The organism is Paenibacillus sp. SORGH_AS_0306 (assembly GCF_030819345.1).
Lineage (GTDB): Bacteria > Bacillota > Bacilli > Paenibacillales > Paenibacillaceae > Saccharibacillus > Saccharibacillus kyungheensis.
In genome coordinates, this window is the sequence record NZ_JAUTBP010000001.1 from 925,387 (window position 1) to 952,339 (window position 26,953).

At 40.2% G+C, this 26,953-nt stretch carries 27 protein-coding genes; 20 read left to right on the forward strand and 7 right to left on the reverse strand.

All coding sequences use genetic code 11. The features are described from left to right. Positions 1–44 precede the first annotated feature (44 nt). On the reverse strand, positions 45–1,091 hold the full coding sequence (locus QE450_RS03995; RefSeq protein ID WP_273615515.1) for an HD-GYP domain-containing protein: 1,047 nt from the start codon (positions 1,089–1,091) through the stop codon (positions 45–47). Positions 1,092–1,178: 87 nt separating this feature from the next. Then, a complete protein-coding gene (locus tag QE450_RS04000; protein ID WP_273615516.1) occupies positions 1,179–1,910 on the reverse strand; it encodes a molybdenum cofactor biosynthesis protein in 732 nt (243 codons plus the stop codon). Between the two features lie 110 nt (positions 1,911–2,020). Here QE450_RS04000 and QE450_RS04005 point away from each other — a divergent pair, with 110 nt between their 5' ends. The 6 genes from QE450_RS04005 to QE450_RS04030 all read left to right on the forward strand — a co-directional run bounded on the left by QE450_RS04005 (position 2,021) and on the right by QE450_RS04030 (position 8,975). Then, positions 2,021–3,463: a bifunctional metallophosphatase/5'-nucleotidase gene (locus tag QE450_RS04005; RefSeq protein WP_274170489.1), complete on the forward strand. Its 1,443-nt coding sequence runs from the start codon at positions 2,021–2,023 to the stop codon at positions 3,461–3,463. Positions 3,464–3,561: 98 nt separating this feature from the next. Further along, complete coding sequence (yfkAB, locus tag QE450_RS04010) at positions 3,562–4,695, forward strand: radical SAM/CxCxxxxC motif protein YfkAB (RefSeq protein WP_273615518.1); 1,134 nt, start codon at positions 3,562–3,564, stop codon at positions 4,693–4,695. Between the two features lie 63 nt (positions 4,696–4,758). Then, positions 4,759–6,147 (forward strand): hemolysin family protein, encoded by a 1,389-nt coding sequence (locus QE450_RS04015; protein ID WP_274170488.1) that lies wholly within the window; start codon positions 4,759–4,761, stop codon positions 6,145–6,147. 96 nt (positions 6,148–6,243) lie between these two features. Further along, on the forward strand, positions 6,244–6,930 hold the full coding sequence (locus tag QE450_RS04020) for an HAD family hydrolase (protein ID WP_307297160.1): 687 nt from the start codon (positions 6,244–6,246) through the stop codon (positions 6,928–6,930). Positions 6,931–7,062: 132 nt separating this feature from the next. Further along, positions 7,063–7,410: a YlbF/YmcA family competence regulator gene (locus QE450_RS04025; protein ID WP_204824841.1), complete on the forward strand. Its 348-nt coding sequence runs from the start codon at positions 7,063–7,065 to the stop codon at positions 7,408–7,410. Positions 7,411–7,637: 227 nt separating this feature from the next. Beyond that, positions 7,638–8,975 (forward strand): DRTGG domain-containing protein, encoded by a 1,338-nt coding sequence (locus QE450_RS04030; RefSeq protein ID WP_273615521.1) that lies wholly within the window; start codon positions 7,638–7,640, stop codon positions 8,973–8,975. 429 nt (positions 8,976–9,404) lie between these two features. On the opposite strand, the gene QE450_RS04035 is transcribed toward QE450_RS04030, so the two are convergent. Together QE450_RS04035 and QE450_RS04040 are read right to left on the reverse strand one after the other, a co-directional pair. Beyond that, positions 9,405–10,571, reverse strand: coding sequence for a methyl-accepting chemotaxis protein (locus tag QE450_RS04035; protein ID WP_307297164.1), 1,167 nt, complete (start codon positions 10,569–10,571; stop codon positions 9,405–9,407). A 22-nt stretch (positions 10,572–10,593) separates the two neighbouring features. After that, the gene (locus QE450_RS04040) at positions 10,594–11,358 is read right to left on the reverse strand and encodes a PDC sensor domain-containing protein (RefSeq protein WP_307297166.1); all 765 of its coding nucleotides are present in this window, start codon (positions 11,356–11,358) and stop codon (positions 10,594–10,596) included. A 232-nt stretch (positions 11,359–11,590) separates the two neighbouring features. On the opposite strand from QE450_RS04040, the gene QE450_RS04045 reads away from it, so the two are divergent. From QE450_RS04045 to QE450_RS04070, 6 genes are all read left to right on the forward strand, one after another. Then, positions 11,591–15,385, forward strand: coding sequence for a DNA polymerase III subunit alpha (locus tag QE450_RS04045; RefSeq protein WP_307297168.1), 3,795 nt, complete (start codon positions 11,591–11,593; stop codon positions 15,383–15,385). A gap of 233 nt (positions 15,386–15,618) precedes the next feature. Continuing rightward, a complete protein-coding gene (gene accD / locus QE450_RS04050; protein WP_273615524.1) occupies positions 15,619–16,518 on the forward strand; it encodes an acetyl-CoA carboxylase, carboxyltransferase subunit beta in 900 nt (299 codons plus the stop codon). Further along, on the forward strand, positions 16,519–17,619 hold the full coding sequence (locus QE450_RS04055) for an acetyl-CoA carboxylase carboxyltransferase subunit alpha (RefSeq protein ID WP_307297169.1): 1,101 nt from the start codon (positions 16,519–16,521) through the stop codon (positions 17,617–17,619). A 159-nt stretch (positions 17,620–17,778) separates the two neighbouring features. Then, positions 17,779–19,206, forward strand: a complete 1,428-nt coding sequence (gene pyk / locus QE450_RS04060; RefSeq protein ID WP_204824835.1) for a pyruvate kinase — start codon at positions 17,779–17,781, stop codon at positions 19,204–19,206. Positions 19,207–19,329: 123 nt separating this feature from the next. Then, the gene (locus QE450_RS04065; protein WP_273615526.1) at positions 19,330–19,848 is read left to right on the forward strand and encodes an acyl-CoA thioesterase; all 519 of its coding nucleotides are present in this window, start codon (positions 19,330–19,332) and stop codon (positions 19,846–19,848) included. Between the two features lie 30 nt (positions 19,849–19,878). Further along, positions 19,879–20,289, forward strand: coding sequence for an FxsA family protein (locus QE450_RS04070; RefSeq protein WP_373461944.1), 411 nt, complete (start codon positions 19,879–19,881; stop codon positions 20,287–20,289). 220 nt (positions 20,290–20,509) lie between these two features. Here the strand turns inward: QE450_RS04070 and ytvI are convergent, their stop codons facing one another. From ytvI to QE450_RS04085, 3 genes are all read right to left on the reverse strand, one after another. Continuing rightward, positions 20,510–21,625 carry a sporulation integral membrane protein YtvI gene (ytvI, locus tag QE450_RS04075; RefSeq protein ID WP_273615527.1) on the reverse strand — a complete coding sequence of 372 codons (1,116 nt, stop codon included), beginning with the start codon at positions 21,623–21,625 and terminating at the stop codon, positions 20,510–20,512. A 214-nt stretch (positions 21,626–21,839) separates the two neighbouring features. Continuing rightward, positions 21,840–23,027 (reverse strand): site-specific integrase, encoded by a 1,188-nt coding sequence (locus QE450_RS04080; RefSeq protein WP_307297171.1) that lies wholly within the window; start codon positions 23,025–23,027, stop codon positions 21,840–21,842. A 12-nt stretch (positions 23,028–23,039) separates the two neighbouring features. Then, on the reverse strand, positions 23,040–23,381 hold the full coding sequence (locus tag QE450_RS04085) for a helix-turn-helix transcriptional regulator (RefSeq protein ID WP_307297173.1): 342 nt from the start codon (positions 23,379–23,381) through the stop codon (positions 23,040–23,042). Positions 23,382–23,539: 158 nt separating this feature from the next. On the opposite strand from QE450_RS04085, the gene QE450_RS04090 reads away from it, so the two are divergent. From QE450_RS04090 to QE450_RS04125, 8 genes are all read left to right on the forward strand, one after another. Further along, positions 23,540–23,776 carry a helix-turn-helix domain-containing protein gene (locus tag QE450_RS04090; protein WP_307297175.1) on the forward strand — a complete coding sequence of 79 codons (237 nt, stop codon included), beginning with the start codon at positions 23,540–23,542 and terminating at the stop codon, positions 23,774–23,776. A gap of 16 nt (positions 23,777–23,792) precedes the next feature. After that, entirely contained in the window at positions 23,793–23,981 is a 189-nt protein-coding gene (locus QE450_RS04095; protein WP_307297177.1) for a helix-turn-helix domain-containing protein, read from the forward strand. Positions 23,982–23,995: 14 nt separating this feature from the next. Then, positions 23,996–24,646 (forward strand): Rha family transcriptional regulator, encoded by a 651-nt coding sequence (locus QE450_RS04100; RefSeq protein ID WP_307297178.1) that lies wholly within the window; start codon positions 23,996–23,998, stop codon positions 24,644–24,646. 90 nt (positions 24,647–24,736) lie between these two features. Beyond that, positions 24,737–24,973, forward strand: coding sequence for a hypothetical protein (locus QE450_RS04105; protein WP_307297179.1), 237 nt, complete (start codon positions 24,737–24,739; stop codon positions 24,971–24,973). Between the two features lie 129 nt (positions 24,974–25,102). Next, positions 25,103–25,432, forward strand: a complete 330-nt coding sequence (locus QE450_RS04110; protein WP_307297180.1) for a hypothetical protein — start codon at positions 25,103–25,105, stop codon at positions 25,430–25,432. A gap of 5 nt (positions 25,433–25,437) precedes the next feature. Next, positions 25,438–26,340, forward strand: a complete 903-nt coding sequence (locus QE450_RS04115) for a DnaD domain protein (RefSeq protein WP_307297182.1) — start codon at positions 25,438–25,440, stop codon at positions 26,338–26,340. Between the two features lie 11 nt (positions 26,341–26,351). Beyond that, positions 26,352–26,516 (forward strand): hypothetical protein, encoded by a 165-nt coding sequence (locus QE450_RS04120; protein ID WP_307297183.1) that lies wholly within the window; start codon positions 26,352–26,354, stop codon positions 26,514–26,516. Next, positions 26,513–26,845, forward strand: a complete 333-nt coding sequence (locus QE450_RS04125; RefSeq protein ID WP_307297185.1) for a hypothetical protein — start codon at positions 26,513–26,515, stop codon at positions 26,843–26,845. The genes QE450_RS04120 and QE450_RS04125 overlap by 4 nt, the downstream gene beginning before the upstream one ends. Positions 26,846–26,953 lie beyond the last annotated feature (108 nt).

Consider the following 26,953-nt stretch of genomic DNA (forward strand, 5'->3'; position numbering starts at 1 on the left):
TCTATTTCATGTACATTGAAATCTATTAATTACCTAGTAACCACTTACATAAAGATCTCTTCAATATCCAAATTCGATTGCATCGCCAGGTCTGTAAATCCTTTGTCCGTTTTGATAAGTGGACGGAAGAAGTTAGAAGGATTGGTCATAATAATCTGACCGACTTCTCCAGAACTAAGCAATACTTGTTTGCCGATAAAGTTAGGTAGCATATTACGGATAAATGTCTGAGTGGTCTCCGCATGCAGTTGACCAAAGCTCATTCTATGCAATTCTTTTAGAACACGCAATAGCTCTTGCTTGGTCTGATAGACTCTGGCTGTCGTCATAGCGCTGTACACATCCGCTACAGCCGTAATACGTGATAACGGATGTATCTCATCTAGACTCAGTCCGTTAGGGTATCCTTTGCCATCTGTGCGCTCGTGATGTTGTAAAGCTACCATTGCACTGATCTTGTCACCTGTAGACTGCATAATAATATCGTGACCATAAATCGTATGACGCTTCATTTCTTCAAATTCTTCTGTAGTCAAACGTCCGGGCTTATTCAAAATATGACTAGGTATTTTGGATTTGCCAACATCATGTAAATAACCTGCTCTACCTGCTTGATACGCTTCTTGTTCGGTATATCCCATCCATGTTGCAAGGTAATAAGAGAGCATCCCTACTTGTAGTGAATGAGTATACGTATAGTTGTTATCATCGTTTAGAAAAAGTAGTACAGATACGACATCTTTTTGTTCTTGTAACTCTGTAAGTAAAGGTTGTAATTTGGCATCTACCTGACTACCATCGAACTCTCCGCGAGCGGCTGCGTTTAGAAATAAATCTTCAAACCCTTGTAGAGCGCTATTAAATTGAACTTTTGCATCTTGAAGAGGATGGCTAGATAAAGATTGGCTAATATCGGCAGGTTCTGAGAAAACTTCTTCAATGTCGACATCATCCACACCATGCTGTAGCAGTTTAGCAATATCTTCCCGCTGAAGAGTATGGCCCTTTTGCATAATATGAATGCCGAATGTATTGAATGTATCTCTAAGAAGCGTATCTCCCGGCTTCAAATCGGTAACATGCACTCTCAATGTGGGCACCCCGTTTATTAAACAAATTGTAAATGTATCATATCAGGAAAAAAAAGCAGGATCAATGTTGAAATCAGTTCATTTAGCTCAAGATTTTGGCTCGGTGGGGTTCCAAGGACCTGTTTGAACACCTTTCCACTCTGAACCATCTGCCCAGATCTCTTTTTTCCAAATAGGTACAGTTTCTTTAAGACGTTCAATCGCAAATCGACTAGCTTCGTAAGCATCATTACGATGAGCCGAAGAAACAGCGATAATCACACTGGTCTCCGCTATACCTACTGTTCCTATACGATGGCTGATCGCACAACGTGTTCCTGTCCATGTTGTTGCAATATGATCTCCAATTTTTTGCAATTGATGAAGTGCCATCGGTATATAAGCTTCATATTCTAAATGAACGGTCTGCATCGCACCTGTCATTTCACGAGTGGTTCCGATAAATGTTAACGTTGCTCCATGATTAGGATCAATCACTTTAGCGATCACATCTTCAGCTTGTAATCGTTCACTGGTAATGAGATATAAACCGTCCGTTGTCTGTGAAGTAGTAGTGTCTATTCCTGATCCACCGGATACAGGAGGAATCAAAGCAATTTCATCCACAGGCTTAATCCTATTATCGGCTAAAGCGTACTCTTGGTTAACAGCAGCGAAGGCAGCTTCGATCATTATTTTTGCTTCTGGATATTGTTTAGACAAAAGTTCTTTTAATTGAGCGACTGTGAGCTCTTCAGAGGATGGAGTTTCTATAATAACTTGCGATTGGCCAACGCGCTCAGCAAGACCTGCAAATAGTCGAACAGTATATTGTTGCATGATATTTAACGCCTCCATGTGCTTTTTCGATCTCTTTAATATATCATAAGTTCATATGTATATTATATAACCCCAATCAAAGGGAACGGATGCAGGAGGACATACTATTTATGAACATAAATGAAGTGGAAGATACATTAACACTATTACACACCAATGATATTCATAGTCATTTTGAAAATATGGGTGCGATTGCAGCGATCATCGCAGAACGCAAGCAACGTTTGGGTGAAGAGCAGCTATTGGTATTGGATATCGGTGATCATATGGATCGTATGTCGATTGAGACAGAAGGGTCTGCCGGTGGAGCCAATATCGATATTATTAATATGACCGGTTATGATGCGATTACGATCGGGAACAATGAAGGTCTGACCTATACGCCTGAACTGCTTAATCAAGCGTATGCAGGAATTAGCTGCCCGATTATTTGCAGTAATGTAGAAGAGATGGAGAGCGGTGTTCCACCTGTGTGGATGGAGACCCATCGGATTATTCAAAAAGGAACATGGAAAATAGGTCTGATCGGGGCTACAGCGCAATATAGCGATTATTACGAATTGCTAGGATGGAATGTCAGTGATCCAATAGCCAGTCTAGCACCCTGGGTAGCAAAGTTACGTGATGAAGTGGATTTACTGGTTGTCTTATCCCATCTGGGCTTACCTACCGATCAGAAGCTTGCTGAGCAGTTGCCTGAGATTGATGTGATTCTAGGAGGACATAGCCACCATGTGTTAGATCGTCCGCTCTGGATTGGTTCTACAGTACTTGGAGCCGCAGGCAAGTTCGGTCAATATATCGGAGAAATGGTCTGGAAAAAAGATACACAGGGAGCACGTGCTCATCTACTGGATGGAGGACTCATTCCGATCACTGAACATATGGAACGTGATGCGTCGATAGAAAATGCGATTGTGATTCATCGCCAACGTGCTGAAGAACGAATGAATCGTACCGTAGCGATGTTAGAAGCGCCACTTGAAATTCATTATGAACAAGAGTCTCCATTTGGTAATTTGCTTGCACAGGCTGTACGTCAATTTACAGGAGCAGAATTGTCGATTGTGAATGCAGGTCAACTGTTAGCCGATCTGCCCGCAGGCGAAGTCACAGAAGGTCTGCTTCATCGTCTATGCCCATCTCCGGTAAATCCATGTATTACGTTGCTTCAAGGAAAAAATATCAAGTTAGCGTTAGAACAATCGCTTTTGCCTGAATTTACACACAAAACGATTATGGGATTTGGATTCCGAGGGAAAGTGCTTGGTTGTCTATGTGTAGATGGAATAGATATCTCGTATGATCTATCCCGACCTGCTTATGATCGTATTACAGCTATTCGCTTAGGGGATCAAGAGCTGAAAGATGAACAAGAATACAGTGTAGGTTGTCTGGATATGTTCACATTTGGCATCGGCTATATGTCTCTTAGTGAAAGTCATGAAGTGAAATATATCTTGCCTGAATTTATCCGCGATCTGTTACGAATGCAGTTGCAGACACCGGGAGCAGCGTTAGCGTCTGCCGAAAAACGATGGTTTATGGTATGATAAATGAGATCTTGCGTCATATTTTGCATATTTAATGAGTCAAAGAACGTTATGCAATACATGATTTAAGGTTAATACATGAAATAAGGTGAAAGCAAATGACAGTAATACAAAGAAGTGAATGGCCTCTTAAAGAGTTATCCCCAAGTTACGATCCGTGGGACCCTTTGCTATCACTTCGCAAATTTGGACGCAATACGCTAACCAGCGTGGAGATGACAGTTACCAATCTATGCAATATGCGCTGTGAGCATTGTGCAGTTGGAGATTCACTGGTGATGCGTGAACCGGATATGATTCCTTTGCCTTTGATGTTGAAGCGATTAGATGAAGTGGAACATCTTCAGACAATCAGTATTACCGGTGGTGAACCGACTTTCCGCAAAAAAACGGTGGATGAAGTCATCGTTCCTTTGCTTAAATATGCGCGTGAGCGTGGTATTCGTTCACAGATTAATTCTAATTTAACATTAGATATCGGGCGTTATGAGAAATTATTACCGTACTTAGATGTGATGCATATTTCATTTAACTATACATCTGTAGATGATTTTCATGAAGTGGGTTTTGCGAACAGTGGACATCCTGTTCCTCGTGAAGTTGCTGTCAAAATGTACGATAAAATGATTGAAAACTCTCAACTTTTGAGCAAAGCAGGCATGTTTATTTCGGCGGAAACGATGATTAATTATCGTACCCATCACAAATTACCTGAGATTCATCGATTGATCAAAGAAATGGGTTGTAGACGTCATGAAGTACACCCGATGTATGCAGCCGATTTTGCAGCGAATTTGCCTGTAGTCTCACTAGCTGAGTTCCGTACAGCGATTCATGATTTGTTAGATCATCGAGATCAAGACATGTGGATGTTATTCGGAACATTGCCATTCTTCGCTTGTAACTCTGATGCTGAAGATCGCAAGTTGATTAACCGTCTGCATCGTGAGCGTAATGTAACTGTTCGTAATGATCCAGATGGACGTAATCGGGTCAACGTTAATATGTTTACAGGGGATGTATTTGTTACAGATTTTGCGGCTATTCCAGCGTTTGGCAATGTGTCTCATAGCCAGCTTGATGATGTATTTAGCGAATGGACCAACAATCATCCACTGAATCAGACAGTGAATTGCCATTGTGATGCGGCAGCTTGCTGTGGACCGAATTTGCTCGTAGCAGACATGTATTACAAAAATACAGATTTCAAATCACGTAAAGCTATTTTGTAAATCAATAAGCATTTTGCGTTATCAGATTACAGACATAAAAAGATGACAACAGCATAACGCAGAATGCTGATTAACTATGGAAGAAATGGGGCGTTCTGGTTGGGCCATTCGGAGTTTGAGATAGGAACTTTAGTATTGAATTTGGCTTTGGTTTTACTGCTCGTATTTTTAAACGGCTTTTTTGTAGCTGCTGAATTTTCACTTGTGAAAGTACGTCATTCTCGCTTGACACAATTAGAGAGTGAAGGCAACAAGCTTGCAGGATACGCGCTTAAGGTCAACAAGAAGCTGGATGCTTACTTATCAGCTACCCAATTCGGGATTACGCTGGCATCTCTTGGACTCGGTTGGATTGGTGAGCCTGCGATCTCGGAATTACTTGTCGAACCAATTATGTACAAGTTAGGGTTCGGTGAATCTCCATTAGTGACCACAATTTCTGTCATTATCGGTTTTGCTGTAATTACATTTCTACATATTGTTATCGGTGAATTGGCTCCGAAGTCGCTCGCTATTCAGCGTACAGAAGGAGTATCGTTATGGCTGTCAGCACCATTATTATTCTTTTATCGTGTATTCTTCCCGTTTATCTGGGTATTAAATGCAGCAGCTAACGCTGTGTTACGTGCTGTAGGTATAGAGCCTGCCAATGAAGCAGAAGCAGCTCACTCGGAAGAAGAGATTCGAATTTTGATGAATCAAAGTGCCAAAAGCGGTGTGATTGATGAAGGCGAAATGGAACTGATGAACAATATTTTCGAGTTCTCTGATTTACTTGCACGCGAAGTCATGTTGCCACGTACAGATATGACTTGTTTGTATACGAACTTTTCCAAAGAAGAAAATTTGGCGATTATCAATGAAACCAAACATTCACGTTACCCTGTAGCCGTAGAAGATAAAGACCGTATTATCGGTTTTGTGCATATTACAGATGTATTATTATCGCCTGTGAACCAACCGTATGATCTGGTTGCGTTGGCACGACCTATTTTGAATGTACCTGAGTCTATGGAAATTAGTCATGTATTACAAATGATGCAAAAAAACCATTCTCAGTTAACACTGGTTGTCGATGAATATGGTGGAACAGCCGGAATATTAACAGCAGAAGAAATTCTGGAAGAAATCGTCGGTGAATTGTATGACGAATTTGAAGATGAACGCCCTGATATGGAGCGAGATGGAGATACAATCTCGGTCGATGGACGAATGTTGATTGAAGATGTAAATGAACTAAGCGGTGTTGAGATCGATGATGATGAAGTCGATTCAATCGGTGGATGGATGTTTAAAGAGCTTGAAGGTGTTCCCGAAACAGGCGGTAAAGTAGAAATTGATGGGGTAACTTTTGAAGTGGCAGAAGCGGAGCGTTTACGTATTATGCGTGTGCGTATCTATCCTGTTCCTGAGATTACAGATGATGAAGAAGATGAAAACGATTCCGATTAAAAAGTTGTATATTAATGCAGAATAACCTATACAATACGTCATGATTTAAGGGCAGTGTGATGCTGCCCATCATACATAGATAGGAGTTACGCAGAAATGAATGAACAACCGAAGTTACGCAAGCCTCAAGCGATGATGTTTGATATGGATGGTACTCTTTTTCAGACAGAGACCGTACTGATTCCTGCCTATCACAAAACGTTTGAAATGTTAAAGCAAGAAGGTCTGTATGACGGAGAAACACCACCGGAAGAGATCATTTTAAGCTGTCTTGGCATGTTGCTTGAAGATATCTGGGCACGTGTGATTCCAGGTGCAGGTGCTCCCACAGTCGCAAGAGCAAATGAACTGTTATTGCAACTACAACTAGATGAAATGGCAGCAGGAATCTCTGCGATGTATCCACAGGTCAACCAAACATTGCAATATCTGCATGATCAAGGTATACGTCTATTTGTAGCAAGTAATGGTCTGGAAGGGTACGTCAAAGGAGCGGCTGAAGTTCATCAATTGTCTCCTTTAATGGAGGGTGTGTATAGTGCAGGAGAATACAATACCGCTTCCAAAGTCGATCTAGTCCAATTACTGTTAACCAACCATCATATAACCGAAGCATGGATGGTGGGAGACCGCTCTTCAGACGTAGAAGCAGGGAAAAAGAACGGTCAGGTCGTGATTGGCTGTAATTATGCAGACTTTGGAGATACGTCCGAGTTGGAAGGTTCAGACGTGATTATTACTTCTTTTGATCAATTGATTACATTGTATGATCAAGCAGAATAATAACTAGGATTCACTAAGCTTGATTCGTCTAATTTTACTTCTGCTAACAAATCAGTTACTCTAGTAAAAGTTCAAATCGCCAATGATTGGGTACAATATAAAAATGATATCAAAGAAAGCAGGGATACAATAATGAATATTTATGACAAAGCTAACGAACTATCGAAATCGATCCGCGAAAGTAAAGAAGTAGAAGACATTACAGCAGCAATGAAGCTGATTGAAAATGATCCAGAAAGCAAACGTATGTTAGATGATTTCCGTACGCGTCAAATGGAAGTTCAACAACGTATGATGTCTGGAGATATGCCGAATCCAGAAGAAATGGAACAAATGGAAAAAGTATTTGAAGTGTTAAACTTGAACTTGAATATTCGTCGCTTGTTCGATGCAGAGCAACGTCTAAGTGTAATTATTGAAGATATCAACAAAATTATTACAGAAAGTTTGAGCGATCTATACGGTGGCGAGAACGCGTAATTCGTTAATATCTGTTTTAATACATGGCGGTTATCAAATTATAACAGGTTGATAATTATTACAAATTTAAAGTATATATGATTTGAGAGAGATAACTTACTTTCAAAAGAATATATCAAAATAGCGCCATCACAAGCGCCTCTAGCCAGATATCTATGGTTGGAGGCGCTTGTTTTTGTGCTATAATCAAATAGGAGTGATACAGATCAAGAACGGTGGTGTTACAGTTGGAAGAACAGGATGAGACGATTACAAAGCATGAGCAGTTATTACAACATATTGAAAAGCTACAAGTCGGTAGCAAAATTTCAGTTCGCAAACTAGCCAAACATATGGGAGTGAGCGAAGGAACGGCTTATCGAGCAGTTAAAGAAGCTGAAAATATGGGTATTGTAGTGACGCGTGAACGTATAGGTACGATTCGTGTAGAAAAGAAACCGCGTGGTATCTCTGAACAGCTTACTTTTGCGGATGTGGCTGAGATTGTCGGAGGTCAAGTATTTGGCGGAAGTGGCGGTCTTAATAAAACACTTGTTAAATATGCGATCGGTGCGATGAAAGTAGAAGCGATGATGCGTTATGTGGAAGCAGGAAGCTTATTGATTGTCGGTAACCGTGAAGATGCTCATTCGCTTGCACTGGAACATGGCGCAGCCGTTTTGATTACCGGAGGATTCGGCACAAGTGCAGAAGTGAAAGCATTAGCAGATGAATGTGATTTGCCTATTATCTTATCCCGTCATGATACATTTACAGTAGCTTCGATGATCAACCGCGCCATCTTTGATCGGATGATCAAAAAGAAAATTATGCTGGTTGAAGATATTATTGCAGGCAAGCCAAAGCCAGAAGTACTTAAAGCGTCTAGCACAGCTCAAGATTTTCGTGAAATGACAGAGAAAACAGGGTATGTTCGATTAGCTGTGGTAGACGAATGGAACCGGGTGATCGGTATTGTAGGACGAAAAGAGATCGAAGAATTAACACCAGAACAACCGATCGAAAAAGTACTGATTCGCCGCCCGATTACAGCTACGTTACAGACTTCGCTTGCTTCAGCAGCACAGACGATGATGTGGGAAGGGGTCGACTTTTTACCGATTGTAGATCGTAATCGGAAATTGATCAGCACCGTAACCCGTCACGAAGTATTGCAAGCGATGAGAGATGCACAGCAACAGCCCAATGCAGGTACAGGGGAGACATTTGATCATTTGATTTGGAATGGATTTGCTGAAGAAAAAGATGAAGACGGTGGAATCGTATTTCATGGATTTATCACCCCGCAGATGGCGACCGATTTGGGTACCATTTCAGAAGGTGTGTTGACTACAGTCATGATTCAAGCCGCTACACGTACAGCCAAATTATTAAGCGGATGCGATTATGTACTGGACAATATGAGCACTTATTTTCTACGTCCGATCCAGATTGAAGATGCAGTAGTCATTCGCCCGATCATCTTAGAATCCAGTCGCCGTACATGCAAGCTAGAAATTCAAATGTCCTACGACGAACTCCCTGTAGCCAAATGCATCCTAACCCTACAATCCATTGACCACTAGCGCTTGGCATCATAAGCGCGACATATAAAATAAAAAAGTGATTTTTGCAAAGCAAAATATCTTACATCAAGCGCTTGGCAATATAAGCGCGACATATAAAATAAAAAGTGATTTTTGCAAAGCAAAATATCTTACATCAAGCGCTTGGCAATATAAGCGCGACATATAAAATAAAAAGTGATTTTTGCAAAGCAAAATATCTTACATCCAGCGCTTTGCATCATAAGCGCGACCAACTTCAATAAAAAGTGATTTTTGCAAAGCAAAATATCTTACATCAAGCGCTTGGCAATATAAGCGCCGGGCACCACAATCCCCATCCTTATTCAATAAAAAGAAGCACTACAGATCAACTCACCTGTAGAGCTTCTTTTTTTACACAATGTCCAGTTTATTCATCAATCCTACTTCTACTACATCAACCAATCATCAGACTTGGAATTTCTCAACCATGCCTTTTAACTCTTGAGCAACATCAGACAATACGGCAGAAGAAGCTGCGATTTCTTCCATTGTTGCTAATTGCTGTTCAGTAGCAGCAGATACCGATTCAATCTCACCTACTGAAGTATTAGTGATCTCAGACATTTGATGAACCGAACGGATTACTTGCTCTGTACCTTTAGAAAGAGTAGATGAAGCATCAGATACACTTTGAATATTGAAAGTCACTTCTTGTACATACTGACGAATCAGACCGAATGATTGTTCCGCTGTGTGTACAGCCGAAATACTTTGCAAGACTTCTTGAGAACCGGCTTCTGTGCGATCTACAACAGTATGAATCTCCGATTGAATACTATCGATCAAAGCGCTGATCTGATTAGCAGAAGAAGAAGCTTCATCAGCTAAATTACGAATTTCTTTAGCTACTACACTAAATCCTTTACCATGTTCGCCGGCACGAGCCGCTTCAATACCTGCATTAAGTGACAATAGGTTGGTTTGTTTAGCGATCTGGGCAATTACATTCACAATCTGTCCAATTGTCTCTGAATGATTATTTAGACTATGAACCGAACCGGACAGTTCTCCGAAAATGAATTTCAATTTACTGATTTCACTATCTGCTGCTTTGAGCGCTGTATCGCCTTCATTTACTTTTTCAGAAGCCATAACTGCTTTGGAAGCTACTTCATGAGCGCTACTAGCAATTCCTTGAATCCCTGTAGCCATTTGATTGACAGTCGACGAGGTATGATTTACATATTCCGATTGACGATCTGAACCTTCTGCCATCTCTTGAATAGATAATGCGATATGTTGAGAAGCGTTAGAAGTCTCACCAGCACTTGCTGTTAATTGTTCGGAAGAAGAAGCAAGATGAAGCGACGTATCTTTCAAATGCGACACCATTTCGCGCAAGCTGTTCGTCATCGTTGCAAGGGCAGTAGATAATGCACCGATCTCATGTTTGGATTTGATATCCCAAGTAGACGTTAGATCGCCCTTCGCTACCGCTTCGGTAACTTTTACAAGTTGCATAATAGGCTTAGTGAGGCGAGTAGAGAAGATGTAACCAGCGATAATTGCAAGAATAAGAGAAATCACCAGAATAATAATACTGTTGCGGAATAGTATATTTGAATCTGCCATAATCAAATTATATGGTTTTTCGCTAAATATGCTCCATCCCGTTAAAGGATCTTTGGCAATAAGAGACTAATACGCGGTCTGATTTTTCACCATAAGTTAGTGTGCCTGGAGTGCCTTGAGAAGCATTTTGGAAAGAAGGGGTGTCTTTGATATCTTTATCTAATGAATTCGGATCAGGGTGAGCAAGAATCGTTCCTGTGCGGTCTGCGATATAAGCCGTCTGACCGTTTGTAGAAAATTCTTTGGCATAGGTGCTCATGCTATCTAAAGGCAATGTGACTTGAACCATACCACTGAGTGTGTTGTTTGTATCAAATACAGGGTAAACAACAGTAACGATCTTTTTACCTGTAGATTTACTAACCAAAATATCAGAAACAACTTGTTTTTGGGTAGCTATTAACTGTTTGAAATAATCACGATCACTGGTATTGCTCAAATCGCCATCAGAACTTTTAGCAATTTGTTCACCATCGGTAGCAGTAAAAATAATCGATTGAATTTCAGGGTGTAATTTACCGACAGATACTAATAAATTTTTAACTTTTGCTAATTGAGTAGGTGTATACTCTTTGATCTCTGGATTTTCCGATAATTGTTGCAACATCTCAAATTCAGAATTGATTAAAGCTGTTGTTTTTTGAAGCACCAGATTAACATTCTGTTCGTTCATACTGTAAGCATCTTTTTCTATTTTATTGCTTGTTGTGATCAAACTGAATGTCCCGTAAACCAGTAACGGAATAAGTGCGATTAATGACATAATCATAATCAGTTGTTTTTTCATTATTATTTCCCCCGATGAATGAAATCAATTAAAGTTGACATTGATACGTTTATCGGCAGTTTTTCCGATAAGTTTAGAAATTTTGTCACCATATGTCGAAATAGGTGTAATATTCCTATGAGATAAAGAAGAAATGCAAGATTTATTGACGAGTATGATAAAATAAGAAGTAATGAATAGATATCAAAATAGGCTTCAAAAATGAATAATTTTGACGAAAGTAGGGAAGCGTATGACCCCATTTGTTCACCTGCATGTGCATAGCGAATACAGTCTACTGGACGGGGCTGCGCGCATAAAGGATCTTGTCAGCCAAGCCGCAGAATCAGGCATGACAGCACTAGCTCTCACCGATCATGGTGTAATGTATGGAGCTATTCCATTTTATAAAGCATGTAAGCAACATGGCATTAAGCCGATTATCGGTTGCGAAGTGTATTATACGGCTGGATCACGCAAAGAAAAGGTAGCACGCAAAGATCAACCGATTCACCATTTATTATTGTTAGCCAAAAATGAAATCGGTTATCGCAATCTGATGAAGCTGAGTTCGATTGGACATTTAGAAGGATTCCATTACAAGCCTCGTGTAGATGCTGAAATGTTACAACAGTATCACGAAGGTATTATTTGTCTGAGTGCTTGTCTTGGAGGAGAGATTCCGCAACATTTATTACATGAACAACCGGAAGAAGCTAGAAAAGCCGCTCTTCGTTATCAAGCGATTTTCGGTGAAGATTTCTATATAGAATTGCAAGATCATCATATTCCAGAACAGAAAAAAGTAATGCCGTTATTAATCGATCTTGCCAGAGAACTTCATATTCCACTGGTAGCTACGAATGATGTGCATTACTTAACGGAAGAAGATGCCAAAACGCAAGATGTCTTAATCTGTATTGGTACAGGTAAAACGATGGATGATGAAGGTCGTTTTCGGATTCCAACCAATCAGTTGTATCTAAAAGACAGTCAGCAGATGGAATCCTTATTCCGTCATGTTCCTGAAGCGATTACCAATACAACAGTGATCGCCGATCGTTGTGAATTGGAGCTGACTTTTGGCGAGTCGTTATTGCCTTCGTATTATCCGATTCCTGATGAGCTATCACCGGAACGTTATCTGGAACAATTATGTCGTACAGGCTTAGAGCAACGTTATCAAGATACGATGTACTGGAATGATCCTCAAGAACGTCAGACGATTGAAGAACGATTAAGTTATGAATTGAAAGTGATAGGCAGTATGGGATTTGCAGATTATTTCCTGATTGTATGGGACTTTATGAAATATGCCCATTCTCAAGGTATCGTCACAGGCCCGGGACGGGGATCTTCAGCAGGTAGTCTGGTTGCGTATGTACTGGAAATTACCAATGTCGATCCGATCAAATATAAGCTGTTATTCGAGCGTTTTCTCAATCCAGAGCGGATCACTATGCCTGATATTGATATCGATTTTAGTGATCTACGTCGTGATGAAGTGATCGAATATGTTGTTTCCAAATATGGAAGAGATCATGTTGCTCAGATCATCACATTTGGTACATTAGCTGCGCGTGCAGCCGTACGAGATGTAGGACGAGCACTGAATATTCCTTATGCTGATACAGACAAAGCTGCCAAGTTAATTCCGGCGCAAGTAGGAATGACGATCAGCAAAGCATTAGATCAAGTACCTGAATTACGTGATCGGTATGAAAAGTCTGCACCTGTTCGTGAAATGATCGATACCGCGCTCAAAGTAGAAGGTATGCCACGTCATGCTTCTAAGAAGACTCATGCCGCAGGAGTTGTGATTTCAAGCGGAGTGTTAACCGATATTGTTCCGATTCAAGAAGGTAGCGAGATTGCTGTATTGACTCAATATCCGATGGAAAGCTTGGAATCAATAGGTATGCTCAAAATGGACTTTTTGGGTCTGCGTACGTTATCGATTATGGAACGCTGTATGACATGGATCGAAGAACAAGAAGGGCATCCGGTTGATTTTGCGCAGATTGAAGATAACGATCCACAGACGTATGAGATGCTCAGTCAAGGTGATGCAATGGGCGTATTTCAGATGGAATCACCGGGAGTAAGACGGGTGTTACGCGATCTCAAACCGACTGCTTTTGAAGATATTGTCTCGGTCGTTGCCTTGTATCGTCCAGGTCCAATGGACTTTATTCCTAAATATATCGAATCCAAGCATGGCCGCACGATTCCAGAATATCCGCATCCTGATTTGGAGCCTATTCTAAGCGATACCTATGGCATTATCGTATATCAGGAACAGATTATGCAGATTGCTTCTCAGATGGCTGGTTTTACACTGGCTGAAGCCGATTTGTTACGTCGCGCAGTCTCCAAGAAAAAGCGTGAGATTCTAGATGAAGAACGAGTGCATTTTGTTAAAGGAAGTATAGAACAGTCTTATACCGAAGAAGAAGCCAATGTAGTATACGATATGATCGTACGATTTGCAGATTATGGATTCCCAAGAGCGCATGCGGCGGCATATGGTGTGCTTGCGTTCCAGACCGCTTATCTCAAAGCACATTACCCTGTGCAATTTATCGCTTCGATGTTAACAGCGGTCATGGGAACGCATCGCAAAGTTGCCGAGTATGTACTGGAGTGTCGTCGTATTGGGATTGATGTATTACCACCTGACGTGAATACGAGTGGAGTTACATTTACACCGGTAACCGCAGCGATGCAACAGGAGTTAGAACAGCAATTGTTAGCCAAAGCATCGCAGTCAGATAACGAACAGCTACAAGTGACTGAACCATCTGAAACGTCCAAATCTTCTACGCCTTCTATTACAGGTAATATTCGCTTCGGTCTCGGTGCTGTCAAAAATGTCGGTACACAAGCGATCAATAGCATTATCAAAGAACGTCAAGATCGTCCTTACGACAGCCTGATCGACTTTTGCCGTCGTGTCGATCCCAAAGCTTGTAATAAACGCGTCATCGAGTCGTTAATTCAAGCAGGAGCTTTTGATAGTCTTCCCGGACATCGTGCACAGTTGCTTACAATGCTCGATGATACGATCAAAGAAGCAGCCAAATGGCGCAAAGAACGTGAAGAATTGCAGATCGAAATGTTTGCCGATCTGGGATTTGTAGAGACTCATAACTGGGAAGTTTCTTATCCTGATGTAGCTCCTTATACAACGGGCGAACAGCTTGAATTTGAACGTGAATTGTTAGGGCTGTATCTATCGGGTCATCCATTAGATGATTATGAACAGGTAATTGAAGATACAGGATTATCTCGATTAATGAATCTACATGAGGGTGAAGATGAGAGCATAGTAGCGGTAGCTGGTATGGTCGTATCGCTCAAAATGATTACGACCAAGCAAGGCAAATCGATGGCTTTTATGGAACTAGAAGATCAGATTGAACGGTGTGAAGTAGTTCTTTTCCCGGAAGTATGGCGCAAAAGTAGTACACTTGTGGATAAAGGATTACTGCTCAGCGTACGTGGTAAATTGCAAAAAGAAGAGGACGGATTCAAATTGTTAGCGGAAGAAGTAGCTACTCTTAACGAAGGATCTGCCCGTGAGTTAGCGACTAGAGCTCGTCAACGGATGCATATCGCCAAAAATAAAGCTACCAGTCAGACCAAGCAAGCTAACAAATCAACATCCAGTTCGGCTTCTAAGCCTTATGCCAAAAGTACAACGTCTGCCCCAAAGGTAGCCGCTGATCATCAGGAGACAGCGCCTGCTTCATCCGGTGGTGGTGTAGCAAGTGTGGTAAACGATGCTCCTCATACCGACCGAAATCCTGAACCAGTATTGAAACAACGTGTATTTATCAAAATTACTAAAGAGTCTCAACAAGCAGATAAATTAGCCGCACTAAAACAACTGCTGGCAAGTCATGCTGGGCCTGTAGGTACATTACTATTTTACGAGGAAACGCAAAAGTTATTCGATCTCAGTGAAACCTATAGTATTAAGCCTTCACCAGAGCTTTTTCAGGAAATGGAGCAGATGTTAGGCGAAGGGACCGTTAAAGTCAAATAAGTTTAAAATGCTAGCGCACATTGATTGTCAACCCGTCAATGTGCCAATTTATCTTCACTTATCTTTGTTGCGGTAAAAAAGTGTGGTATGTTATCATTATCCCATTATGTGGGCTTAAAGCACTGCAATTATTTTGTGAACATTTTAAGTCCAATTAGCTCGGTATAAGTGAATAATATATGATATGAATTCCATGAATAGCGGAATGCGTATACGGCTGGAGAGGTGTAGTTGTGTTTAGAGATTTATTTCAAAAGAAAAAAAAATATGCAACCATTCCATCCCAACGTTGGGGGAATGACACAGAGTCTACTGAAGAACAGCAGGAACGTCCTAAGCGTGAAATTCCAGAAGGCTTGATGAACAAGTGTAGCAAATGTGGCACAATTCATTATAGTAAAGAGCTGGAGAAAAACCTGAAAGTCTGCCCTAACTGTGGTTACCATATGCGTCTCAATGCGATTGACCGTATTATGATGACTGTGGATGATGGACAGTTTACAGAAATGGATGCTCGTATGGAGTCCAAAGATCCTTTGAAATTTCCTGGATATGCAAGCAAGCTAGAGCAACAGAAAATGAACTCTGGTCTGCGTGATGCGGTGATTACAGGAGAAGGTCTAATCGATGGTCAACCGGCAGTACTTGCTGTAATGAGCTTTGACTTTTTTAGTGGCAGTATGGGTTCGGTTGTTGGCGAAAAGATCACTCGTGCGATTGAACATGCAGATGCGCGTAAGATTCCGATGATTATTTTCTCGACTTCTGGTGGAGCGCGGATGCAGGAAAGTATTTTAAGTCTGATGCAAATGGCCAAAACAAGTGCAGCGTTAGCTCGTTTTCAAGAAAATGGAGGATTGTATGTCTCTGTAATTACTGATCCTACGATGGGCGGCGTATCTGCCAGTTTTGCAATGCTTGGAGATGTTAATATTGCTGAACCTGGAGCATTGTTCGGATTCGCTGGACGTATCGTTATTGAACAGACGATTCGCCAAAAATTACCAGATAATTTCCAAACAGCAGAATTCAATATGGAACATGGTCAGCTAGATATGGTCATTCACCGCAAAGAGATGAAGTCTACTTTATCTCAATTATTAGATTTTCACAGTGGAAAAGGGGGATTTTAAGTGGCAGGAGAAATGCCTTTTGAAATGCCTCTCGTTGAAATGCGCAAAAAAATTGACGAGTTAAAGCAATTCGGACAAGAAAAAGGAATAGATTTCAACGATGAGATTACACGTTTGGAAGAACGTTATCGTCAGATGGAAAGTGAAATATACACTCAGATTTCACCGGCACAGAAAATGCATCTGGCAAGACATCAACAGCGTCCTACATCACTCGATTTAATTTCGATTGTTTTTAGTGATTTTATGGAGTTGCATGGTGATCGTATGTATGGCGATGATCTAGCGATTGTTGGTGGTATTGCCAAATTGGATGGTCATCCGGTGACGATTATTGGTCATCAACGTGGAAAAGATACCAAAGACAATATCGCTCGCTTTTTTGGGAGCCCACATCCTGAAGGATTCCGTAAATCGATGCGCCTGATGAAGCAAGCGGAGAAATTTGGACGTCCGATTATTACATTTATTGATACCAAGGGTGCTTATCCGGGTAATACAGCAGAGGAACGCGGACAGTCTGAAGCGATTGCTCGTAACCTATGGGAAATGGCAAAATTGCGTGTTCCTGTAGTCTGTGTAGTGATCGGAGAAGGCGGTAGTGGCGGTGCTTTGGCACTTGGTGTAGGTAACCGTGTACTTATGTTAGAAAATGCGATTTACTCAGCGATTTCGCCAAACGGTGCAGCTTCTATCCTCTGGAAAGACGCATCCAAAGCCGATCAAGCAGCGGAAGCGATGAAGATTACAGCGGAAGATCTGTTACGGATGGAAGTAATCGAAGATATCGTTCCTGAACCTCGTGGGGGAGCGCACAAAGATTACGAAGAAACAGGTGAAGCGATCAAAAAACATCTGCTTATTCATTTGCGTGAACTTTCTCAAATGAGTGCAGAAGCGTTGATTGAAGATCGCTATCAGAAATTCCGCAAAATCGGCGAATTTACAGAGCAAGCGATGGGAACATTGCCAGCGAGTAGATCGGAAGTCAATATAGAAGATCAGCCTCAAGAAGAATTGCAATCCGATGTGGAGCCTATTCTTGGGAATGAAGAAGAGAAAGTAGCTACTAAATCTTCGCGTTCCAAACGTCATTCGTAAGATAGCTTTTCCACAATTTCTGAGGAATTTTGACAATCTTCTATACAAAGCAGGCAAACTGTAGTAGATTTAATTGTTGGGGCTTGTTGAATGGTTTCGGCAAGCCATGTTGGGAAAACAAAATAAAGAGAGACCTTTAAAAACGGAGGAAAATCAATTATGCGTAAAACTAAAATTGTATGTACTATCGGACCGGCAAGTGAATCTTTAGAAAACACAAAGAAATTAATTATGGCAGGTATGAACGTAGCTCGCCTAAACTTTTCTCATGGTGATTTTGAAGAGCATGGTAACCGCGTTAAAAACATTAAACAAGCTAGCAAAGAACTAGGTAAAACAGTAGCCATCCTGCTGGATACCAAAGGTCCTGAAATCCGTACCGGTAAATTTAAAGAAGAGCCAGTTGAATTGGTTCAAGATGAATATGTAACTTTGACTACAGAAGACATTTTGGGTGACCAACACCGTATGCACGTTACTTACAAAGACCTTCCAAGTGACGTTGAAGTCGGTTCAACAATTTTGATCGATGATGGTTTGATCGGTTTGACAGTTGTTGAAATTCAAGGTACTGAAATTAAATGCCGTATCGTTAACGGTGGACAAATTAAAAGTCGTAGAGGCGTTAACGTACCAGGAGTAAACATTTCACTTCCAGGTATTACAGAAAAAGATGCTAACGATATTATCTTCGGTATCGAGCAGGGTGTAGACTTTATCGCAGCTTCATTTGTACGTAAAGCAAGCGATGTTCTTGAAATCCGTCAATTGTTAGAGAGCAAAGGTGGTAGCCATATCCACATCATCTCTAAAATTGAAAACCAACAAGGTGTCGACAACTTGGATGAAATCCTTGCTGTATCTGACGGTTTGATGGTTGCTCGTGGTGACTTGGGCGTAGAAATTCCTGCGGAAGAAGTACCATTGGTACAAAAACGCATGATCGAAAAATGTAATCGCGTAGGGAAACCAGTTATTACAGCTACACAAATGTTGGATTCGATGCAACGTAACCCGCGTCCTACTCGCGCTGAAGCAAGTGACGTAGCGAACGCTATCTTTGACGGTACAGATGCTATCATGCTTTCTGGTGAAACAGCTGCTGGTAAATACCCAGTTGAATCTGTATTGACAATGTCTCGTATTGCTGAAAAAGCAGAGTCTGCTTTGAACTATCACGAATTGTTCTTAAAACAAACACATGCTCAACAAACAACAGTAACTGAAGCAATCAGCCAATCTGTAACAAACTCTGCTATGGACTTGAATGCAGCAGCGATCATTTCTTCTACAGAATCCGGTCATACTGCACGTACGGTTTCTAAATACCGTCCTCAATCTCCAATTATCGCAGTAACTACATTGGATCAAACAATGCGTCGTCTTTCTCTAGCATGGGGTGTATTGCCTGTTAAAGGTACACAAGCTCATTCTACAGATGAGTTGTTTGAAATTGCTTTGCAAGGTGGACATGATTCAGGTCTTCTAAAAGAAGGCGATTTGGTTGTTATTACTGCGGGTATTCCTTTGGGTCAATCCGGTTCTACGAACTTGATCAAAGTGGCTCAAATGCCTGCTAAATCATAATTTCACATTAATTAATAGCAAGATAGTATGACATCAGAGAAAGCAGTGGATCATTCCATTGCTTTTTTTGATGATTTTTATAGAGATATTCACATTTTGAAATGAAAGTAGAGGTACAGCATGATGGCAAAAGAACAATTACATTTACCTAGCGATTGGCATGGTATTGCTTTTCGCGTACGTTATCAAGAAAATGATCCTATGGGTGTAGTGTATCATACAAATTATTTGAACTGGTTTGAATTGGGACGTACAGAAATGATTCGGGATCTGGGATTCCGTTATAGGGATATGGAAGCCGCAGGATTATTGTTACCATTAATCGATGCGTCATTGTCATATGGACATCCAGCAAGATATGATGATCGTGTAGCAATCTATACCCGTATAACAGAGTTTTCTAAGCTACGGATTGATTATGAGTACAAAATTCATCTGTTAGATGAGCATGATACTTCTGTTGGAGATTCCTCATCTTCTGGAGAGCGCCCTATCTTCAAAGCAGACGAAGTGTTACCCGGCGAGCCTTTAACCAGCGGTTCTACAAGACATGTCTGGGTTAATAAAGACTTCAAGCCTGTGCGACTTGATAAACAAGTGCCAGCGTTGTATTATGCACTTGTAGAATCTTTACAGATGTAGTGGGTTGGGATTGAGAAAGGAGAGGTACGTTTGGGTAAAGGAATCGGCAAATGGATTATTGCATTTATTATTATCGTACCGCTCCTAGAATGGTATGTTTTTTTACAGATGATTGAATGGATCGGTGGTTGGAATACACTTATTCTTTTGCTGACCACTTCACTGGTAGGTATATTAATGATGAGATTTGAAGGACGTAAAGTGATCGAAGATACCAAAAAGCAAATGGATGCTGGCGAACCACCGGGACGGCGAATGTTAGATGGCCTATGTGTTTTTGTAGGTGGAGTGATGCTTGTTTTGCCTGGTTTTATTTTGGATATTATCGGGTTCACCCTTGTTTTTCCATTAACACGTCCTATTTATCGGAATCTGTTATTACGCTGGATAGAGAAGCGTATGAAAAAGGGTAGTATTACTATTCATCGTGGTGGTCAATAATAGTATAAGTAGTCATGATGTTGACTCTGTAAATAGTATGACCACTATCAATCATCATTTAGATATATGATCATGCTGATGATAGCGATCCATCATAACAAACAGGCAGTACTTTAGAAGTTAGATTCTAAAAGTACTGCCTGTTTTGGTATACCGTTATAAGATATCTATTTTGATTGGTATGAATGGTGTAGTTAGACTTTTTCTGTGATGCAATGAATTATCTCGCTTTGCCATTGACAATATAGTTACGCAGATCACGGAAAACATTCGCACGATTAAGCGCAGAGACAATCACCAGTGTGACCGGCCCGATCAATAGACCTAATGCACCAAATAGCTTCAAGCCGACGAACATACTGATTAAAGTGGCTAAAGGATCAAGACCTACGCTACTAGCTAGCACTTTAGGCTCCATAATCTGCCGTACAATCAATACAATGACATAAAGTACACTTAGACCAATCCCCAAGCTAATATCGCCGCTCATAAAAGTATAGATCGCCCATGGGATCATTACAATTCCTACTCCTAGATAGGGCAGTAGATCTACAGCACCGATCAGTAGACCAATCAGTAGAGCAGACTCAACTCGTAAAATAAATAGTCCAATAATCACAATAATGCCTGTAATCGAGATCAAAATAAATTGAGCACGTACATATCCGAACAATGCTTTTTGCAAATCCCGCCAAATGGTAACCATCGTCAGTCTAATATTTGAAGGAAACCATCCAGCTACGATACGGGTATGTTTTTCCCAGCTATTACTGATAAAAAAGGCAGATAATACAATAACGACAATAATCCAGGCAAAGTTAGGTAATGCGGTTAGAAAATCGAGTAAATAATTTAGAATCCCTGTAACAATACCACTAATCGTACTAGAAAGACTTTGTGTAGTCTGGTCTAGATTGTTGTTGATCGTATCTCCATAAGGGGTTTCTTTCAGAAAACCATTGATTTGATTAGTGATATTTTGCAGGCTATCGTTTTTCGTCCAGCCTACAAACATTTGACGCCAGCTATCCATATGATCATTGAATGTTTGCATAAGAGTGATAGTTTGTTGAACCAATCTTGTTACCAAAAACGAAAGTAAAGCGAGCAGACCACCAAAATAAACAAGCAATGAGAGCGAGACTGCTAACCAGCGTGGAAAGTGAGCACGATTCTGTAGAAGTCTAACTAACGGATTCATCGCATAAGCGAATAACCATGCAAGCAATAACGGGTACAGAAGTGGAAAAAGGTAACGCACAGCAATTGCAGTGATAATAATTGCTACAAGCACCCATATTCCACGTAAAATCCGATTACGGATCATAATGTTCAATGAATTGATCTCCTTATGTTCAATATAGTAATTATGTAATCAGCATCATATATGATGTTAAACGGCAGACAAGACTTTTGAAACGAAAGGGCTTATAATTGATACTGTAAGGGGTTACAAAAAAATTCTTATCATCGCAATAAAACAATTAGGTACTATAAACCTTATTAAAATAAAGATTTATAGAAATCCTACCCACATACTACCCACAAAATCACCAAACTCCGTCCATTAATGCATCTAATTTCTCTACGGCAACTCTTTTTTTGGCTTTTGTGATATGAAGATATACTCTTTTAGTTGTATGATCGTCTTCATGTCCTAATAGTCGCTGTATGGATTGTAATTCTACTCCAGCCTCGGACATAAGGGAAGTGAATGTATGACGAAGGGAATGTGGTGTGAGGCTTGTAGGAAGGTTTGCGGCGCTTAAAACATCAGTCATGTATTTTCGTATGGTTGCAGGGTGGACTGGATATCCCATATTTTTTCCTTCATTCACAAAAAGAAAATTTCCTTCTTCATGAAACCACGTTCTATATTCCATTTTAAAACTATTTCTCCATGCCAACTGTTCCTTGATTACTGATATGACTTTGGAACCTAAATCTATTTTTCTGATAGATCCTTTATTCTTTGGTGTATTTAAAATATATTCTGTCATTTTAGTTTTTACATATAAAGTTTTTGTTACAGACATTTTTTTATTTAGTTCATCAAAGTCAGTTATTTTCAAAGCGCATATTTCGCCGATCCTCATGCCTGTATAAGCAGCCAAAAATAACAATCGAGCATATTGAATTTCTTCAAATTCACTTGTGGCTATTTTCAAGAATGTGGCTAGTTCTTCTTTTTCCATAAAATTAGGAATGTCTTCTTCTAATTCAAGTTCTTCAACAGTTCTTGAAAAATCGGGTAAATTAACTTGGGGAGTTATATCTTTCTTAACGACTTCAAGCTCGACTGCTTTTTTAAAGATCATTTTCATGATGGCATGAAAACCATCTATAGAACTTCTACTGTAATTATCCACTTTCAATTTATTAAGTTCAGCTTCGTAGCGAACAGGCGTTATTTCATTCATCCCTAATCCACCGAATCTCCGTTTCAGCGTTACTAAAGAACTGGCTCTGATATCTACAGTTCTTTGTTTGACTCCAGTGTTAGAGTATGTTTCTAACCAATGATCTGAAAAATCAGCAAATGTTATATTCTTGGTTTCGATATAAGAACCTCGAATAATTTCAGACTGAATTTTTATACCTTCTTTTTCAGCTTCTTTCGGGCTATCATAACCTTTAGTCTCTTTTTGCTTCCTTTTTCCAGTAGCTGCATCTTTAATACTATACCGATAATAAAATTTCCCATTTCGTTCTCTGACGTTTTTATATTTCTTTGCCATTAATTATCACCTTCAATCTTTTTTTAAAGATCTTTCCATAAGTAGATTGAACATTTTAACCTCTTCATCAGGAAGAGACATAATGAGTTCGAGAGCCTTTTTTTGATCGTCTGAAAGTTCTGCATTATGTAAAGCTGAGTTAATTTTATTGTTCTCAAACATTAAGTCATCGATTTCAACGCCTAAAATGTTAGCAATCAATTCGACTTTACCCATTCTAGGTTCGTTTCTTCCGCTTTCCCAATAACCAATAGTAACTCCTGATACTCCAACACGCTCTCCTAATTCTTCTTTGGATATACCTTTAGCTTCTCTATACTTTTTAAGGTTTTCAGCGAACACAATTTTTTTCAATTTAATTCTCCTCGTTTTTAATAAGTAAGTTCATATTAGCACTATATTACGGTTTTTTCCACAGTTTTTCTAACTTTAACTTAATTTATTTGCTAAATACGTTGACATTTAACTTTAAGTTAGATATTCTTTAATCAGGAAAGGAGGCATCACAATATATGAGTGTAAGAAAAACGATAAGGGAATGGAGAGCATTTCGTAAGCTCACTAAGACCAAAATCGCGTCAGAGCTTCGCATTCACGTTAGTACTTATACAAGAATGGAAGATCGACCATCTAGCGTTTCTATGGAAGATGCTGTAAAGCTTTCAGAAGTATTTCAATGTGAAGTTGGGAACATCATTTTTTTTGAGGAAAATCCTAACTTTAAGTTAGAATTACTAACCACTGTCTAACAAAGGAGGAATAGCATTGGATAACTTCCCAGAAATTTTGAGCATTGATGACGTAATGTCTTATCTTCGTGTAAGTCGTTCTACAGTTGCGAGAATGGTCAAAAAAGGCGAGCTTAAAAGCTTTAAGCAGGGTCAATTTCGACGTTTTAAAAAAGGATGGCTTATTGAATATGAAAATAAATTGATCGCTGCAAGCGGTCAATAAGGAGGCTCAGTTATATGAATCAGAACAAATTAGTATTTATCGAAAACGGAAGGACTGTCACGGACAGTTTGACAGTTGCAGAGGTATTTGGGAAAGAACATAAACGTGTGATGCAAGATATTCGTGAATTGGAGTGTACCGAGGAATTTAATCGGCACAATTTCGTGCCTATTGGATATACCGACTTGCGTAATCGTTCCAAGCCTAAGTACTTAATTACTCAAGATGGATTTTCTTTTCTGGTCATGGGCTACACGGGTAAGGAAGCGGCTAGATTCAAGGAAATGTACATTATGGAGTTCAACCGAATGCGTGACCAGAGTGTCGCTCCACAGAAAGGAATGCAAGCCTTGCTACAGGCTACTCAAAATCTGTTAGATGGACAGATGTTGATTGCGGATCGGTTAGATGATTTTGAATCAAGGTTGGAGAGTCAGATCACTTTAAATTCAGGGCAACAACGTTTACTACAGCAAACGATCAATCAAAAAGTTTGTAGTATGGAGCCTGCTAAATCTGAGCGCGGAGAATTGTTTAGACAGCTTCACAAGGAAGTACGTAACCGTTGGCAAGTGCCTAGTTACAAAGACATTTTAAAAACAGATATACAAGCTGTAGTCGACTACGTAAATCATTGGGTTCCGATCAGGAAGATTGAGTTATGACGCTTCCTGAAATGGCTCGTATCTGGTTTGATCGTAGTCCGTCACAGCATCGTATACTGGCAAGAATCATTTGGAGGGAGAGTAGAAAGAATGAGCAAATCCAAGCAAGTGAAGCTGATACGTTTGCAATTAAGAAAATGTTATCTGCAATTGCCTAATTCTAATAAAGAATTGGATACACAAATAAGATCGGAAGTGAGTAAACTAACCGATCAGTTAAAACAAATAGATTCTCGTGAAGTCTTGGCGAATATGCCAAAAAAGCCCGGTCGCAAAAAGAAAAAGACCGCACGGGGAAACGTGCGGTCTAGTAAATCGAAGTCCTAAAAAATAAGTCAATCAAAATATATCATCTGATCGAGGTGTCGTCAATGCTCATTATATACATGATCGTTGGAGTAACGATCATAACCATAGCAGGAACAAGTGGAGCTGTATTGCTTACAAGAGGTCTGAATGATTGATTTCGGATATAACCCTGCTGCTAAACCAAGTCAGTCTAAGCGTGCACAGCCTACACAGCGCCAACGTGGAGATATCGGCAATGATGCAGATGCAGCTTTAAAGGAACGGTCACTAGGTATCTGTGAACTATGTGGAAAGGCTCCTGCTGCTGAACGTGCTCATTTAACAGGACGTAAACACATTAAGCATAAAACAACAGCATCGGATTTGGCTCATGTATGTGTACCTTGCCACAGGTGGTTGGATCAGGACGTGAGGGGCATACAAGTACGCCGTTTGCTGGCAACTATTATAAACGCGTTAGAAAGTGAAGGGATGTAAATATAATGGCAGACGAGATATATAGAATTGTCAAAGACGAGAATTATGTGGTTATGGATCGGAGATTTTTACACAATCCACATTTGTCTTGGAAAGCAAAAGGGATACTAGCTTATGTTCTAACTCTTCCGAACAACTGGAAGTTTCACATTGAAGAATTAGCTTCGCATAGCACAGATGGTGAAAAGGGATTGCGTGCCGGTTGGAATGAACTCAAAGAATTAGGATATATCAACCGCATTCCGATCCGAGAGGGTCAAAGGATTGTATCTTGGGAAACACAAATATTTGAGCATCCTTCTTTGAATCCTCTACATTCCGAAAATGGCAAAGTACAAGCCGAAAATGGCAAAGTACAAGATTCTCTACATGCCGATTCTGTACATGTACCTTTTGTACATGTAGCTCCTGTACATGTACAGGATCGGCGGCTACTAAGTATTGATAAAGAACTAAGTATTGATAGTACTAAATCTACTACTACAGATAAAGAGGATATTGAATCTGAATCCTCAGTGATGGAAACCTATACCAAAGTATTTAATCAGATCGTCATGCCAAATCTTTTTTCAGAATATATCAGGAAACTAAAAGCAGAAGGTTGTACAGATGAATTTATAACCGAATCCATGTTAGAAGCTGGTGAGAGTGGAAGTAAACCAAGCTTACGTTTTCTACAAACAATTTGTAACAGATGGATCAAGGACGGAATCAAGTCACGCGAAGAAGCAAAGGCGCATCGAGATAAGAGTAAGCCAGTAGTTCAGCCGAAGCGTCCATACAGCAAACCAAGCAAGCCAGAATTACCAGTAGTGAAATCAAGATCAGACAAACCACCTACTTCTCAAGAAGAAATTGATCGAATCATGAAGCAGGCGTACGAATTAGCAGAAAAAATGTCCGATTAGGAGTGAATCGAATGAATCGTATACAGATCAAAGCGAAGCAACGTAGACGTGCTTATCGGATAAAGCTTAAACGGTTGTTGGGAATTTCAGGTTTGGAGACTATGAAGGAATTTCATCCGCATTTGTTCCAACGTGGCGGTATCAAAAAAGTTAATAAATCGGAGGTATTAACATGAGCAAATCAAAAATTCTTCTTGAGATCGGCGGTAAAGGATATTTGGAAAGTAAATTGGTCGGTGTGGAAGTAGCTAATTTCGCATTAGATATGGACAAATTTATCAACATCAGGAAAGGCGCTTGTGAGGGCATGGATATTGCCGTTCAAATGGATATCCTCATGTCGGAAGTTGATGGTATATCACTTGCGCTTGGTGGTGGTGAATCTGCTCAAGTGGTTCGGGAAGAATGTATAGCAGCGGCAGCCAGACTATTGCAGATCGCATCAAGCGTACAACGTTGGGAGGATGATTTAGATGGGAACGCCAATACCCCGGAAGTCGAGTGAAATTGCTGGCAGTTATAGCACTGAATGTAAAGTGTATCACCTAACTCCTGAACAGATAGCCAATTTAGATCCTGCAAAACCGATCCCAAAGAGTCATAAGAAGCCTAC

Coding starts and splice junctions, on each gene's coding strand:
- QE450_RS04080 (WP_307297171.1), bottom strand. CDS start 23,027: ATGGCAAAGAAATATAAAAACGTCAGAGAACGAAATGGGAAATTTTAT.
- QE450_RS04040 (WP_307297166.1), bottom strand. CDS start 11,358: ATGAAAAAACAACTGATTATGATTATGTCATTAATCGCACTTATTCCG.
- QE450_RS04015 (WP_274170488.1), top strand. CDS start 4,759: ATGCTGATTAACTATGGAAGAAATGGGGCGTTCTGGTTGGGCCATTCG.
- QE450_RS04105 (WP_307297179.1), top strand. CDS start 24,737: ATGAGCAAATCCAAGCAAGTGAAGCTGATACGTTTGCAATTAAGAAAA.
- QE450_RS04025 (WP_204824841.1), top strand. CDS start 7,063: ATGAATATTTATGACAAAGCTAACGAACTATCGAAATCGATCCGCGAA.
- QE450_RS04005 (WP_274170489.1), top strand. CDS start 2,021: ATGAACATAAATGAAGTGGAAGATACATTAACACTATTACACACCAAT.
- pyk (WP_204824835.1), top strand. CDS start 17,779: ATGCGTAAAACTAAAATTGTATGTACTATCGGACCGGCAAGTGAATCT.
- QE450_RS04110 (WP_307297180.1), top strand. CDS start 25,103: ATGATTGATTTCGGATATAACCCTGCTGCTAAACCAAGTCAGTCTAAG.
- QE450_RS04035 (WP_307297164.1), bottom strand. CDS start 10,571: ATGGCAGATTCAAATATACTATTCCGCAACAGTATTATTATTCTGGTG.
- QE450_RS04090 (WP_307297175.1), top strand. CDS start 23,540: ATGAGTGTAAGAAAAACGATAAGGGAATGGAGAGCATTTCGTAAGCTC.
- QE450_RS04100 (WP_307297178.1), top strand. CDS start 23,996: ATGAATCAGAACAAATTAGTATTTATCGAAAACGGAAGGACTGTCACG.
- QE450_RS04045 (WP_307297168.1), top strand. CDS start 11,591: ATGACCCCATTTGTTCACCTGCATGTGCATAGCGAATACAGTCTACTG.
- QE450_RS04000 (WP_273615516.1), bottom strand. CDS start 1,910: ATGCAACAATATACTGTTCGACTATTTGCAGGTCTTGCTGAGCGCGTT.
- yfkAB (WP_273615518.1), top strand. CDS start 3,562: ATGACAGTAATACAAAGAAGTGAATGGCCTCTTAAAGAGTTATCCCCA.
- QE450_RS04115 (WP_307297182.1), top strand. CDS start 25,438: ATGGCAGACGAGATATATAGAATTGTCAAAGACGAGAATTATGTGGTT.
- QE450_RS04125 (WP_307297185.1), top strand. CDS start 26,513: ATGAGCAAATCAAAAATTCTTCTTGAGATCGGCGGTAAAGGATATTTG.
- QE450_RS04065 (WP_273615526.1), top strand. CDS start 19,330: ATGGCAAAAGAACAATTACATTTACCTAGCGATTGGCATGGTATTGCT.
- QE450_RS04020 (WP_307297160.1), top strand. CDS start 6,244: ATGAATGAACAACCGAAGTTACGCAAGCCTCAAGCGATGATGTTTGAT.
- QE450_RS04120 (WP_307297183.1), top strand. CDS start 26,352: ATGAATCGTATACAGATCAAAGCGAAGCAACGTAGACGTGCTTATCGG.